The sequence below is a fragment of the Tissierella sp. genome (genome assembly GCF_032104385.1).
GTDB lineage: Bacteria > Bacillota > Clostridia > Tissierellales > Tissierellaceae > Tissierella.
On sequence record NZ_DAMCHJ010000004.1, the window covers coordinates 80,030 to 95,177 of the forward strand.

At 29.9% G+C, this 15,148-nt stretch carries 11 protein-coding genes; 7 read left to right on the plus strand and 4 right to left on the minus strand.

Translation table 11 applies throughout. The annotated features are described in order from the left end of the window. Window positions 1–148: 148 nt before the first annotated feature. From RT714_RS06235 to phnE, 4 genes are all read left to right on the plus strand, one after another. A complete protein-coding gene (locus RT714_RS06235; RefSeq protein ID WP_313756721.1) occupies window positions 149–1,750 on the plus strand; it encodes a PucR family transcriptional regulator in 1,602 nt (533 codons plus the stop codon). Window positions 1,751–1,921: 171 nt separating this feature from the next. Then, window positions 1,922–2,794 (plus strand): phosphate/phosphite/phosphonate ABC transporter substrate-binding protein, encoded by an 873-nt coding sequence (locus RT714_RS06240; protein WP_313756722.1) that lies wholly within the window; start codon window positions 1,922–1,924, stop codon window positions 2,792–2,794. A gap of 11 nt (window positions 2,795–2,805) precedes the next feature. Then, entirely contained in the window at window positions 2,806–3,537 is a 732-nt protein-coding gene (phnC, locus tag RT714_RS06245) for a phosphonate ABC transporter ATP-binding protein (RefSeq protein ID WP_313756723.1), read from the plus strand. Further along, entirely contained in the window at window positions 3,530–5,086 is a 1,557-nt protein-coding gene (gene phnE, locus RT714_RS06250) for a phosphonate ABC transporter, permease protein PhnE (RefSeq protein ID WP_313756724.1), read from the plus strand. The genes phnC and phnE overlap by 8 nt, the downstream gene beginning before the upstream one ends. A gap of 36 nt (window positions 5,087–5,122) precedes the next feature. On the opposite strand, the gene RT714_RS06255 is transcribed toward phnE, so the two are convergent. The 4 genes from RT714_RS06255 to RT714_RS06270 form a co-directional block, all read right to left on the minus strand. Continuing rightward, window positions 5,123–6,706, minus strand: coding sequence for an ATP-binding cassette domain-containing protein (locus tag RT714_RS06255; protein WP_313756725.1), 1,584 nt, complete (start codon window positions 6,704–6,706; stop codon window positions 5,123–5,125). 215 nt (window positions 6,707–6,921) lie between these two features. Then, entirely contained in the window at window positions 6,922–7,668 is a 747-nt protein-coding gene (locus tag RT714_RS06260; RefSeq protein ID WP_313756726.1) for a 4Fe-4S binding protein, read from the minus strand. Window positions 7,669–7,777: 109 nt separating this feature from the next. After that, window positions 7,778–8,227 carry a peptide-methionine (R)-S-oxide reductase MsrB gene (msrB, locus tag RT714_RS06265; RefSeq protein ID WP_313756727.1) on the minus strand — a complete coding sequence of 150 codons (450 nt, stop codon included), beginning with the start codon at window positions 8,225–8,227 and terminating at the stop codon, window positions 7,778–7,780. Between the two features lie 139 nt (window positions 8,228–8,366). Further along, complete coding sequence (locus RT714_RS06270) at window positions 8,367–10,355, minus strand: methyl-accepting chemotaxis protein (RefSeq protein ID WP_313756728.1); 1,989 nt, start codon at window positions 10,353–10,355, stop codon at window positions 8,367–8,369. Between the two features lie 294 nt (window positions 10,356–10,649). Here RT714_RS06270 and RT714_RS06275 point away from each other — a divergent pair, with 294 nt between their 5' ends. The 3 genes from RT714_RS06275 to RT714_RS06285 all read left to right on the plus strand — a co-directional run bounded on the left by RT714_RS06275 (window position 10,650) and on the right by RT714_RS06285 (window position 15,124). After that, complete coding sequence (locus RT714_RS06275; RefSeq protein WP_313756729.1) at window positions 10,650–12,587, plus strand: flavocytochrome c; 1,938 nt, start codon at window positions 10,650–10,652, stop codon at window positions 12,585–12,587. A 95-nt stretch (window positions 12,588–12,682) separates the two neighbouring features. Then, a complete protein-coding gene (locus tag RT714_RS06280; RefSeq protein WP_313756730.1) occupies window positions 12,683–13,246 on the plus strand; it encodes a TetR/AcrR family transcriptional regulator in 564 nt (187 codons plus the stop codon). A 264-nt stretch (window positions 13,247–13,510) separates the two neighbouring features. Next, window positions 13,511–15,124, plus strand: a complete 1,614-nt coding sequence (locus tag RT714_RS06285) for a PucR family transcriptional regulator ligand-binding domain-containing protein (protein ID WP_313756731.1) — start codon at window positions 13,511–13,513, stop codon at window positions 15,122–15,124. The last annotated feature ends 24 nt before the right edge of the window (window positions 15,125–15,148 follow it).

The window sequence follows — 15,148 nt, forward strand, 5'->3', positions numbered from 1 at the left end:
AAAGGGGGATTATCCATAAGGCTCCATATGATACTTTATTCATATAAGAACCAATGGACCCCTTTTATGTTATATTATTTATAAAATTTTGGTATAATATTAGCACTATATAAAGGTAGGCGATACTGTGGGTCTAACTATAAGAGAAATGCTCAATGCAGAATTTTTCAAGGATTTTAAATTAATAGCAGGTAACAAGGGATTAGATAATCAAATACAAGGAATGGCTATATTAGATGCTCCAGATGGATATAAATGGACAAAGGGTAGAGAATTTGTCATATCATCAGGATATGTATTTCAACAACATCCCAAGTTGTTTGAAGATTATATAAAAACAGATATATTTAGAGAAATATCAGGTATGGGAATTAAATTAGATAGATATTTAAAAACTGTTCCAGAACATATAATATCTATATTCAATGAGCATAATATACCTCTTATAAATATTCCAATTGATCCTTCTTGGATGGACATAATGAACCAACTTAATGTTCTTGTAATGAATAAAAATATTAGACAATTTAGAATAGGAAATATTAATCCAAAGAGTTTTTCTAATTTAAGCTATCAATCAAGAAAGATAAATAAGATATTGTCACAAATGGAAGGAGAAATGAATTTTCCATCAATGCTCTATGATTTATCAAGTGAGAAAGCTTATTATAGTTCATCTACATTTATAGATCTTATGGATGATTTTCAGATAGGAGATTTTTGGAACCCAACAATTGAAGTTACAAAAGAAATATTATGTGATAATCTTAAGATGATAAGGTATAGATTTCATGATGATAAATATGAAAGACCTTATAGCTGGATTACTGTACCTATTACAGTGGGAGATAAGGTAAAAGCTTATTTTGTAGTGGTGGAAGCTACAGGACTTATTGACTATTTTGATCAGTTTGCTTTAAGAATAGGATTTTTGCTTCTTCAATCACTATATGAACAAATATTAGTAGCTCAAAGCATTGGAGATATAGGATTTGAAAAATTTATTACAGAAATTATATCTGGAAGCTTATGGGAGGATGAAATTATATCTAAAAAAGCTAGTGATTTAGGTTTGGATATAAATTTAAACTATTATTTAATTTTGATGGAGCAAGAAAAAAAGGAATCCCATTTAGCTAGTTATAAAGATGAACTTAAAGAAGCCATAAATAGTAGTATATCCCATATGGAAGTTAGAATGGCTATGGTAGATGATAACAGTTGTATTTTTTTACTTCCAGCAAATAATAGGATTTCAAAAGAAGAAAACTTAGAACAAGTTGAGGAATCAGCTAAGGTTTTTAAAAGGAGAATAGAATCAAAAATTGAAAATATAAAAATGGTTTTTGGTATTTCAGATAATGAAAGTACAATATATGAAATAAAGAGAAATTATTTAAGATGTCAACAAACTATAAAAATTGGTCAAATACTATATCCAGATGAAGAGTATCTGAAATATTCTGAATTAGGAGTTTTTGCATGGATGGATATAAAGGAAGATGAAATTAAATTAATGGCAAAAGATATAAATATCTTACTTGATAATCCTGAGTATAAGGAGCTTGTAGAAACTCTAAGAGTCTATTTAGAATGTAAGATGAATTATAGCCTTGCAGCAAAACAACTTTATGTACACATAAATACAGTAAGAAAAAGAATAGAAGAAATAAATGAGTTAATAAATTTTGATTTAGATAATCCTATGAATAGATTGAAACTAGAGATTTTGCTAAAACTAATAAAATAAGAAAAACTTTCATTTAAGTATTAAAAAAGACAGCTACTAGCTGTCTTTTTTAATGAGCAAAAGCATACCGATATAAAAAGTGGTGTATCTGAAATATTACAAAAGTGTATTGCAATTAATATAAAAGTGTAGTATTCTGTAATCAATAAATTAAGAGTAGGAGGGAATAAGTTGAAAAAGATAATCGTTTTATTATTAGTTTTAATTTTAGTGATATCCATTGTCGGATGTACTCAGAAAAAAGAAGAAGTTATAAAAATGGGTTTTGTTCCTATGAAAGACGGGGATAAATTAATTGAATCAGTTGAGCCTTTGACAGAAATCTTATCTAAGGAACTTGGAATTAAAGTAGAAGGTTTTACTGCTACTAACTATGTTGGTGTAGTAGAGGGATTAGGTTCGGGGCAAGTTGACTTTGGATTTATTCCTCCATTTGCTTATGTCTTAGCTAATAAGGAAAGTAAAGCAGATGTCATATTAACAGCATTAAATAAATCAGGAGAAGCAAAATATCGTTCTCAATTTTTAGTAAGAAAAGATGGTGGGATTAAAAGTTTTTCAGACATAAAAGGTAAGAAAGTAGCCTTTGTAGATCCATCTTCTACATCAGGTTATTTATTTCCAGGGGCACATTTAATTAAAGAGGGAATAGATTTGGAAATGGATATGGAATATATATATGCTGGAGGGCATGATAAGGCATTACAATTACTTTTAAATGGTGATGTTAATGTAGCCACTACCTTTGTAGATGCAAGAGATAGATATAAAGAAGATTTTCCAGAAGCTATGGAAAAAACGGAAGTCTTAGGATATACAGATTATATTCCAAATATATCTGTGACCGTAAGAGGAGATATGGATAAAGAAATGCAAGAGAATATAAAAAATGCTTTGTTAAATGTAGCAAAATCTGAAGAAGGTGCAAAACTTTTAAAGGATCTATTTAATATGTATGGATTTGAAGAAGCGACAGATAGTGACTATGATATTATAAGGACTACAGCAGAATCTATGGATGTGGATTTAAAAGAAGGTAATTAGGAGTTGGTCTAATGCTAAAATTGGAGAATGTTACGGTTTCATATGATGGAAATGTATTGGCATTGGATAATGCAAATGTAGAAGTAGAGCAAGGTGAGTTTGTAGGGATAATAGGTTCTTCTGGTAGCGGAAAATCTACTATGCTAAAGACTATAAATCTCCTAGTTAGACCTATAAATGGAAAGATTTATATAGATAATGTGGATATAATAGAACTTAATAACTATAACCTTAGAGCCATGAGAAGGGGAATCGGCTTTATTTTTCAAGATTATAATTTAATTGATAGATCTTCAGTTTTAGATAATGTATTGATGGGAAGGCTTGGATATAAGTCTTCCTTTAAATCAATTCTTGGTATATTTAATGATGAAGATTATGAAAGAGCAAACAGGGCATTAAATCAGGTTGGATTAAGTGAAAAAATATTTGAGAGGGCAGATCAGTTAAGTGGAGGACAAAAACAAAGAGTTGCAATAGCCAAAACCCTTTGCCAAAGACCCAAGATAATATTGGCTGATGAACCTGTAGCAAGTTTGGACATATCCTCTTCTCAAACCATAATGAATTATTTTAAAACCATTAATGAAAAGAAGAATATTACCATACTTATTAATTTACATGATGTAAATTTAGCCAAAAGATATTGTAATAGAATCATAGCTCTTAAAAAGGGAAAGATTTTATTTGACGGAAGAGCAGGTGATTTAGATGATAAAATCCTCAAAGGAATATATGACTAAAAGGATAAGAAGTAAATTCTTATATTTGTTTGGATTTATTATATTTCTAGTTTTTTTAGGATTAAATGTAAATTTTAGTTTTATTAAATTATACAAGGGCGTACCTAGTATGCTTGATCTTCTTAGTAGGATTTTAAGACCTAATTTATCCTATAGTATTGATGTATTTGAAAAATTAACTGAAACAATTCAAATTGCCATAATTTCATCTATATTAGGAGTTATATTAGCTTTACCATTTTCTCTTTTTATTTCAGATAATATAACACCAAATAGATATTTGGCAGGAATATTGAATGGGATATTTTCTTTTTTTAGAACTATTCCAAGTTTAATATGGGCGGCCCTGTTGGTTAGTATATTTAGCATAGGAAGATTTTCAGGAATTATTGCTCTTACAATTATTGGATTCTTAATTTCCATAAGATTATTTAGAGAATATATTGAGTCTATTAAAGAAAATCAATTAAATTCAATTAGAGCTATAGGTGCAAATTCCATACAGATATTAAGGTATTGTATTTTACCCTATATATTTGAATTGTCAATATCCATATTTTTTATTGTATTAGAAACAAATATTAGATCTGCAACTATCTTAGGTTTAGTAGGGGCTGGCGGAATAGGTCAGATTATGTGGAGAGATTTAAATCATCTAAGATATGATAACTTGGCCACTATAATATTGGTTTTATTCTTGACAATTTTATTAATAGATTTTTTAAGTTTGTATATTAGAAGATATTTAAAGCATTCATCTATTAAGTTTAAATCAATAGCAGAGTATAAAAGATTTCAAATAGTAAAGATAATATTTATACCTATGTTTTTAATAGGATTAATATATTTAGCGTTTAAATCTCTAGGTATAGATTATGATAGATTGATACTTGGATTAAATCAAGGGAGAAATATAGTAGTAAGAATGGTTAAAATAGATGTGAATTATTTTCCTAAGCTTATTGAGGGAATAGGGGAAAGTTTTTTTATAGCTATTTTTGCGACAATAATGGGTGCATTATTTTCTTTGTTATTCGCATATCTAACTGCATATAATACATCACCAAATAAGATCATATCTGTACTTTTTAAGGGGATTATAAATATATCAAGAACCTTTCCCCCGCTAATAACGGCAATAATATTTTTTCGTGGTATAGGACCAGGACCATTAGCTGGAGCCATGGCTCTTAGTATTTATACAATGGGGGTGCTTACAAAGATGTATAGTGAGGTATTAGAAAACACTAAGGAAAATGTAAAAGACAGTATACTTGTAACAGGAGCAGCAAATTTTCAAGCTTATAGACATGGACTTCTACCTCATACATTTTCAACATTTATAAGTCTTGTACTATATAGATTAGAATCAAATATTAGAAATTCTGCAATTTTAGGAGTAATAGGGGCAGGAGGAATTGGTACTATTTTAGCTATGAATATAACATGGAGAAATTGGGAAAAGGTTGGACTTTTACTTCTAGGAGTTTCCATTATGATAATTATAATAGATAGACTAAGTCAATATTTGAGAAATAAGTTTTCATAAAAGATAATAAAAAATTCTATTAAAAGGCTAAGCCTTTTAATAGAATTTTTCTATATATTCTTCATAAGTCATCATTCTGTCGTTAAATCCATCAGGCTTTATTTCAATTATTCTATTTGCAATAGTTTGAATAAATTGATGGTCATGAGAAGTAAATAATACATTACTCTTAAAATCCTTTAATCCATTATTTACTGAAGTAATAGATTCTAAGTCTAAATGGTTAGTAGGTTGGTCAAGAATTAAAACATTGGCATTACTTAGCATCATTTTAGATAACATACATCTTACCTTTTCGCCCCCAGATAATACTTTGGCTTGCTTTAACGCCTCTTCACCAGAGAATAACATTCTGCCTAAGAATCCCCTCAGATATATTTCAGATTGGTCAACTGAGAATTGTCTCATCCAATCTATTAAATTTAGTTCTACATCATTGAAGAATTCTGAGTTATCCTTAGGGAAATATGATTTTGTAATAGTAAGTCCCCATTTATAGCTCCCACTATCAGGTTCCATTTCTTCCATTATAATCTTAAATAAGGCAGTAATACTTATTTCATCTCCAATAAAAGCAATTTTATCACCTTTATTTACTCTGAAACTAACATTGTTTAATACCTTAACTCCATCTATTGTTTTGGAAACGTCTTCCACTGTTAGAATTTCATTTCCAACTTCTCTTTCCATAGTAAACCCAACAAAAGGATATCTTCTAGTAGAAGGTTGTATATCATCTAAAGTAATTTTTTCTAGTAATTTCTTACGTGAAGTTGCTTGTTTTGACTTAGATGCATTGGCACTAAACCTAGCAATAAATGATTGTAATTCTTTAACTTTTTCTTCCTTTTTCTTGTTTTGGTCTTTCATCATTTGAAGAGCTAGCTGGCTTGATTCATACCAGAAATCATAGTTACCTACAACCATTTTTATTTTACCAAAGTCAATATCTACCATGTGAGTACATACTTCATTTAGGAAATGTCTATCATGGGATACAACTATAACTGTACCTTCAAAATCTCCTAAAAATTCCTGCAGCCATCTTACTGACTTTACATCAAGGTGGTTAGTAGGCTCGTCTAATATTAATATACCTGGCTTACCAAATAATGCTTGTGCAAGCAATACCTTGACCTTATCATTACCAGTTAAATCTGCTACTTTCTTTTCATGAAGTTCAGTTCCTATACCTAAACCTTGTAATAATGAAGAAGCTTCAGATTCAGCACTCCATCCATCCATTTCAGCAAACTCTGCCTCAAGTTCTGATGCCTTAATACCATCTTCATCAGAAAAATCTTCTTTAGCATATATTGCATCTTTCTCTATCATTATTTCATAAAGTCTTTTATTTCCCATAATGACCGTTTGAATTACTTGGCATTCATCATATTCAAAATGATCTTGCTTAAGCACAGACATTCTAACATTTTTATCAATAGAAACATCACCAGTATTTGGTTCGATTTCCCCAGATAAGATTTTAAGGAAAGTACTTTTACCAGCACCATTAGCTCCTATTACACCATAGCAATTACTAGGAGTAAAAACTAAATTTACATCATCAAATAATTTTTGTGATCCATATCTTAAACTTATATTATTTACACTAATCAATATACTTCAATCCCTTACTTAAAATTTATATCATTATATTATAGCATAAATAGGATATAAAATATATATAAAGAAAATAAATAAAAGTCAGACTATCGGAAAAGTACCAAATTTAAAAGAATCAATGGATAAACTCCTTGAAAATTAATTGTTTAAATAATACCATTTCTTAAATCAAGGAGTTTTCCATAATCTCAGTATTTAATACTTTATACTTATAAACTTTTTAGCTTCATTGCTTCTTCTTCAGTCTTAAGTGATAAAATCTTAGCTGGACAATTTTCTATACAAGTGGAACATTTAATGCAATTTATATTATCAAATTGATTTTTATCAGACCACTCTAAATGAGGTGTCAGTTGGAAAGGACATACTTTAGAACATTTTCCGCAATTATAACATTTACTTTTATCAGAGATAGTAACCTTTTTTTCGGTTTTCTTAGGAATGCCTAAGTTTTTTCCTAAAGTATATGATAATTTTTGTAATGAGCCCATAGGGCAGAATTGACACCAAGTTCTAGGGTTAGTAAAAATAGCTAATAGCCCACCAATAATTAGTACCATTAGGTATGTGTTAGCAAAGATTAATCCTAATTTATCCAAGAAAGCATAACTACCCCATAACTTTGATATTTTTATTATTTTCTTAGAAAAATTAAACATAAAAAATCCAAAAAAACCAATTATCATAGGTTTGGATTTTAAGAATTTAGGAATTTTTTTATTTTTGCTTATGGGTAGTAACAGTCTATCAAATAAACTGCCATGGGGACAAAAATTACCACACCAATATCTTCCGGTAAAAAATGAAGTTACAATTAACCCAGTCATAATTAGGATAACTAATAAACCTAGTTTTGGTTCCCATAAGCCACCAATTGCTACTAATAATGTAAAGAGCCAACCATATTTTCTAATAGCAGTAAAAGTACGATTTGTTTTAATATACTGATTGCTCAAGTCTAAATCCTCCTTTATAATTATATTATATATACCATATGGGGGTATTTATAATATAAACCATAAGGGTGAATTAGTAAAGAGTAAATTTAAAATAATAATTCATAAATTAGTCAAATAAGCTAATATATTCGCCATATCCTTCTTTTTCTAAATCTTCTTTTTTAATAAATCTTAGAGAAGCACCATTTATGCAATATCTTAATCCGCCTTTATTTTTAGGACCATCATTAAATACATGACCAAGATGTGAATCACCATATTTGCTTCTTACTTCTGTTCTAATCATTCCATGACTAGAATCTATTTTTTCAACTACATACTCATCTTTTATAGGTTTAGTAAAGCTAGGCCATCCACAATCTGCATCAAATTTATCCCTTGAGGTAAACAGTGGTTCTCCTGACACTATATCCACATAAATGCCTTCTCCATAATTATTATTAAGCTCATGGGAAAAAGGTTTTTCAGTAGCATTTTCTTGAGTTACACGATATTCAATATCATTTAATTTATTTCTAATTTCTTTGTCCATTGGTTTAATATACTTTTTATTCATTACTGTCACACTCCTTAAGGATATTTTACCCATTATTTTTATTTTACTCCAAAGAGTAAGTTGTAATTTGAACATAAAAAATTGAGTGCAGACTAATCGCACTCAATTAAATATGGAAAATTAAATACCAATTATATTCTTAAATTTTAAATTTAACAATAATTGATTGTAACTCCTGTGCTAATTCTGATAGAGCTTCACTGCCATTTGCAATTTCTCCCATAGAGGCAACTTGCTCTTCAATTGTTGCTGTCACTTCTTCTGTAGCAGCGGAGTTTTCTTGTGCTATGGCAGAAAGACTTTGTAAGGTATCTAGTATAGTATCTTTCATGCTATTCATTTCCAAGCCTGAAACATTTAATTGCTCAATTTCTTTATCAGCTTTTTTCATGGTTTCATATATTAACATATATTTATCCTTACTATTAATTACACTTTGTGTTTGTTCATTAGCTATATTTGATACTCTTTCTATTGTTGTTACAGCATCTTTAGAGTTTGCTTGTAAATCATTAACTATTTCATCTATAGACATTGTAGACGCTGAAGATTGCTCCGCCAATTTTCTAATTTCTTCTGCTACAACTGCAAAGCCCTTTCCTGCCTCTCCAGCTCGAGCAGCCTCTATTGCTGCATTTAATGCTAAAAGATTGGTTTGTTCTGCAATTGAGGCAATTACATTACTGGCTTGTCCTATTTTAATAGAACTATCATTTGCTTTTAATATAACCTCTTGGATTGCCTTTGAAGCAATATTACTTTCTTCCGTTATTCTAGATAAATTTTCGATTTCCTTTAAACCACTATTAATAATCTCCGTTATTTCATATGCTCTTGATTTTAGATTTGTTGAATACATTAATTCCTTTTCAATTATTTCACCTAATAAATTAGCTTTAGAGGAGCCTAATTCCGTACTTGATGCTTGTTTCGAGGTACTATTGGCTATTTCTTGTGCTGTTTTAGATATTTCTTCTGACGAAATGGTTGATTGCTGAATAGTTGCAGTCATTTCCTCTGAAGTAGCTGCTACTTGTTCCGAGGAATTGCGAATTTCATTAATCATCTTTCTAAGACTATTTGTTATACTTTGCATAGACTTTCCTAGATATCCCAGTTCGTCTTTCCGTGACATGAAGTGCTCAGAAATATCTTGTGTAATATCATAATTGGCTAAGAACTCTGAATATCTAGTTGCTTCAATTATTGGCTTAGCAATAAATGCACCCATAATATATGTAATACCCATACCAAATAATAAAGTTATGGCTATTGATATAATAACATTTCTTCTCATTTCTGGTATTGAATTTAAGACCTCAGCTTCATCTGCTGTAATAACGAATGTCCAGTTGGTATCCTCAATTGGTGCATATCCAGCATATAGCTTTTTACCATTGAGGGAATAGCTATTTACGCCGAATTCCTCTTTTATTATTTTTTCAGTTAATTCTGCTATACCTTTTAGGCTTTCATCATTTTCTACTAAGTTTATTGCATTAGATTGTTCAAATACCAACTCTTTATTAGGATGAGCTACTACTGTTCCTGCATTATTAAGTATATAGCTATATCCAGTCTCGCCAAAGCCAATATCTGCAATGAGTTCACTTAGAATATTTCCATCAGCTCTAGTGGATAAGGCACCTACTATTTCACCATCTTTTTTTATAGGTGTAGCATAAAGTAAGTTTAGTTGATTTACACCACGAGTAACCAGTAGATCAGATATACTTGTTTTACCACTTAAAGCATTTTTTAGATAGGGTCTATCTCCCAATTGAATAATTGTTCCATCAGAAGAATATGTACTTCCATCAAGATGAGAGATTGCTAGCTCAATAAAATTAGTTCCTTTTACTTGCCTTACTAGCTCGTCTTTTTGTAATTCCCAATCCATACTTTGGATTTCTTGGCTGCATGCTATGGTTTCTAGTATTCTTTTTTCAGTTTTAATTCGACTTTCTACTATTTTCGCTCCATTAAGAGCCATGTCTATAAGTGCGTTTTCTGCTTCAGTGCTAATTGTATTGCCAGCCTTTATTACAGAAATGGATCCAATAATTATAGATGATAATAAAATTAATATGGAGAAATATACAACAAGTTTTACTTTAATGCTTTTCACGTTAATACCTCCTGTTTTTAAAATTATGACCTGAATACCTTGGTGTACTATGTATTGTTAAAAACTAAACACCATTCACCATATTAGCTTAATACTTATATTTTTGCAATAACTAACAATATCAGACTAAAGTAGGAAATTTAATTATGAATATTAAAGTCAATTTATTATAATCATTATATTTATTGTAAATTCTGGACAAAACTATTGACATTTTTTTAACTTAATATATACTAGAATATGTTGATAGAATATTCTAGCCAAACATTCTGTAAAATAAAAGGGGGTTTTTTTATGTTCAAATTTACTAAGAAGCATATTGCTTTGTTTTTAGTATTAACTATGGCACTATCTTTAGTTGGCTGTGGCAAGGATAAAGCACCTACTTCTTCTAGCAAAGGAGAAGGTAAGTTTGTACCTGGTGTATATACTGGTGAAGCAAAAGGTATTAGTGATACTCTTACTCTTGAAGTAGAGGTAGATGAGGAAAATATTTTATCTGTAAAAATTGTTAATCATAGTGAAACACCTGGTATATCAGATACTGCTATAGAGCGTATTCCAAAAGAAATAGTTGAATACCAAAGTTTAAATATTGACACTATATCAGGAGCTACTGTTTCTAGTACAGCTATTCTTGAGGCTGTAAAACAAGCTTTAGAAAAAGCTGGGGCTAATATTGATGATTTATTAAAAGAAGTGGATAAGTCCTCAAGTAATGGAGAAGTAATAGAAAAAACTACAGATGTAGTTATTGTTGGTGGTGGCGGTGCTGGTCTTGCAGCTGCTGTTTCTGCATTACAGAATAATGCTAAGGTTATTGTATTAGAAAAAATGCCTACATTAGGTGGTTCTACTATAATGGCTGGCGGACAATATAATGCAGTTGATAGTAAACGTCAAGAAGCTCTTACTATGCGTCCTGAATTGATTAAGCAAATTGAAGGAATTACCAAGGAAGAGCCTGTTAATGAAATACATAAGAGGTTAATGAGTGAATTAGCAGATCAAATTAAAGAATACAAAAAAAATAAATCCACTTATATGTTTGACTCACCACAACTTCATGCGTTACAAGCATTTAACGGTGGAGATAAAAAAGGTAATCTTGAGCTAATAGAAAAATTTGCATATGGAGCTAAGGAGTCTGTTGGTTGGCTTGAAGGTTTAGGAGTGAAAATATCAGATGAGATTGCTACTGTTACAGGAGCATTATGGCCAAGAACACATCAATTTATTAAACCACTTACTACTGGGCCCATAGATGCTTATGTTGAATTCATATCCTCAAAAGGTGATGATGCTGAAATAATATTAGAAACTAAAATAACAGATATTATCATGAAAGACGGTAAGGCAGTAGGAGTTAAAGGATTACAGGGAAATAATGAAATAATTGTTAATGCAAATAAAGGTGTGATTATAGCTACTGGTGGTTTTGCAAGAAATAAAGAATTAGTAGCTAAATATGATGAGCTTTGGGGAGATTTATCAAACCTTAATTCTACAAACAGTGTTAGTGCAACTGGTGACGGTATCGTAATGGCTGAAGCTATAGGTGCTAATCTAGTTGGAATGGAATATATTCAATTATTACCAGTTGGACATCCTGAAACTGGTGGAATGTCTGGAAATATTAGTATAAATGCTGCTAACCAGCTTTTCATCAATAACAAAGGGGAACGTTTTGTAGCTGAAGATTCAAGAAGAGATACTCTTACAAAGGGACTTTTAGAACAGCCAGATCAAATTATGTGGATACTACATGATGCACATGAATATTATAATGAAGATGTTAAAAATGATTTCAATGAATCAATAGGTAAATTAGTTGAAAGTGGCATTGCTGTTAAGGGAAATACTATTGAAGAACTAGCAGAACAAATGAAGGTAGATCCTGCTACATTGAAAAACACAGTTGATATCTATAATAAAGCTGTTAGAGGTGAGATGTCTGATCCACTAGGAAAGAATCTGCTTCAAGATGAATTTAATAAGGGACCTTTCTACGCATCTGTTCGTGTGCCAACAATACATCATACTATGGGCGGAATTGAAATAAATACAGATGCACAAGTAGTTGATAAAAATGGTAATATAATTAAAGGATTATATGCGGCTGGTGAAGTTACTGGTGGTATACATGGCTCTAATAGGCTTGGTGGTAATGCCATACCAGATACAGTAGTATATGGTAAGATAGCTGGACAATCAGCAGCATTGGAAAAATAAATAGAACAAAAAATAATTCTCTATAAAACATAGGGAATTATTTTTTTATTATGATATAATTTTTGTAAGGTGGTGATATTTATATGTCCTATAAAATGGAGAGATCTGTAAGAAGAAAACAAGAGTTAATAAATATTATTGTAAATCTTATGGATGAAGAAGGACTTAAAAATGTAACGGTTAAGGATATTTGTGAGGCTGCTAATATATCTATTGGAGCTTTCTATCACTATTTCCATTCTAAAGATGCCATAGTAGATGAGATGTTTTTTTTAATGGATGAATTCTTTTTAGTCAATCAACAAAATATTTTACAACATCCTACAGTGTCAGAACAAATAGTTGATTTTGTAAATCATTTTGGTATCTATGTTGAAGAATGGGGCTATTATGCAAATTTATTAATTATGAGATCTCATATGACTAGAAATGATTATAATAGAGGAAGACGATTATATGGAATATTAGAAGAAATAATTATAGAGGGTATTAATAATGGTGAGTTCAAAGTTAAAATTGACCCCAAGGAACTTATAACTATGATTTTTGTGATAATCAGAGGATATCTCTTAGAATGGATTAATAGAGAGCATAGCTATCCTGTTAGAGGAAATATGGTAAAGGAAGTGACTTATTTAATAAATTTTTTGACAACATAATATAAAAAGTATATGGTAGTTTTCTCCCCTTAAGGTTGATTAGATTAGAAAAGAAAATCTGATTTTAAGAGGGGAGTTTTTTTATGTTATAATTAACCCACAAGATGTTTAGAAAGTTAGTATATATAGATGACTTAAAGAAAAACTAGATTTATTAGAAGATAGTAATTAGGCGAAAGGAATAATTTACATTATGGAATTTATTTTTGTTGAAGATATAAAGATTGAGGAGATGGTGATACTTTATTATGAGGGGTGAGTAATATGGAAATGAAGGTTAAAAATCTAATAGAACAATTCGAAGATTTTCAAATATTGGCAGGTGAAGGAGGATTAAACAAAACTGTAAGTACAGTTAGTATTATGGATGCTCCAGATATATACAATTGGATGAAAGGTGGAGAATTTTTAGTTACTACAGGTTATATAATGAAAGACAATCCCTTAGAGTTAAAAAATTTAGTAATTAAATTACATGAGCGTGGAGCAGCAGCATTAGGAATAAAGATAGGTAGATTTATTGAAATGTTGCCAGAAGAGGTAAAAGAAACAGGAGATAAGTTAAATTTCCCTATTATATATGTTCCTAAATGGTATGCTTTTACAGACATTATAAATCCTGTTCTTTCAAGAATAGTTAATACTCAAGCTAAAAAACTAATGATGTCTGAAGATATACATAAGACCTTCACACAGATGGTCATACAGGGGAAGGGTACTAGTGACATAATGGATATACTATATAAAATATTAGGTAAAGACATAGCATTCATAGATTTGGTTTTTAATCGAAATTATATAAGGGGTACTTCTCATGAACTCAAGGAAGATGTTGAGGATACAGGACTTAAAAATATCTTAGATAAATATTATAGTTATCCTGTTCAAATAAGTAATTCTATTTATGGATATTTGATTCTTAAAAAAAGTGAAGAAAGTTCTTTGGAGGATTTAGACAATATAACTATAGAGCATGCTAGTACAGTACTAAAACTTAATATACAAAAAGAGATATCAAATTATCAAATAGAGCAAAAATATAGGGATGAATTTATTCAAGATTTGATAATAAATAATATAAGGACTGTAGAAGAGGCAAATAATAGGGCAGCATTATATGGTTGGAAAATAGAAAATGGTCTTGTTTGTTTAATAGTAGATATAGATAATTTTAAAGAGAAGTTTATGTCTTTAAAAAACACACAGGAGCTAGAAAATGAGAAGAATAAAATATTCAGTTTGGTTAATTCTAAAATGAGAAGAAACTTTAAACAGTGTTTTTATACAATATATAGTGATAGTATAGTGTTTCTAGTGGAGCAAGATATAGGCTCTATGGAGGATTTTTTTGAAAAGTTAGAAAAGGTTTCAGAAGAAATAAGAGAAGAAGTCAAGGAAAATAGTAAATTTACAGTTTCTATAGGAATAGGGACATATCAAGAGTCTATTATAGATGTATATATTAGTTTTGTAGAAGCTCAAAAAGCTGTAAGAATAGGTAGAACAGTTTATGAAGAAGATAAGACTCATATTTATTCTAATCTAGGAGTTTATAGAATGCTTTATAATCTTTCTCTTGAAGATGATGCCCATAGTTTTTGTGAAGAATATTTGAAGAAGATAATTGACTATGATATTGAAAATAATTCAGAATACATGAATACATTAAGAACTATAGTAAAAAATGATTGGAATTTAAAACAGACTTCAGAAGAGATGTTTATTCATTACAATACCATAAAATATAGATTTAGCAAGATTTGTGAGATAATGAATTTAGATTTAAACAATAGAGAGGAGAAGTTTAAAATAGAGTTCTGTTTAAAACTAATGAATATGAGTAGCCAATACTCTTTGTACATGAAGACTAAAATATAGTCTTCTTTTTTATACCTTAGGAAC

Coding starts and splice junctions, on each gene's coding strand:
- RT714_RS06235 (WP_313756721.1), top strand. CDS start 149: ATGCTCAATGCAGAATTTTTCAAGGATTTTAAATTAATAGCAGGTAAC.
- phnC (WP_313756723.1), top strand. CDS start 2,806: ATGCTAAAATTGGAGAATGTTACGGTTTCATATGATGGAAATGTATTG.
- phnE (WP_313756724.1), top strand. CDS start 3,530: ATGACTAAAAGGATAAGAAGTAAATTCTTATATTTGTTTGGATTTATT.
- msrB (WP_313756727.1), bottom strand. CDS start 8,227: ATGAATAAAAAGTATATTAAACCAATGGACAAAGAAATTAGAAATAAA.
- RT714_RS06275 (WP_313756729.1), top strand. CDS start 10,650: ATGTTCAAATTTACTAAGAAGCATATTGCTTTGTTTTTAGTATTAACT.
- RT714_RS06280 (WP_313756730.1), top strand. CDS start 12,683: ATGGAGAGATCTGTAAGAAGAAAACAAGAGTTAATAAATATTATTGTA.
- RT714_RS06285 (WP_313756731.1), top strand. CDS start 13,511: ATGGAAATGAAGGTTAAAAATCTAATAGAACAATTCGAAGATTTTCAA.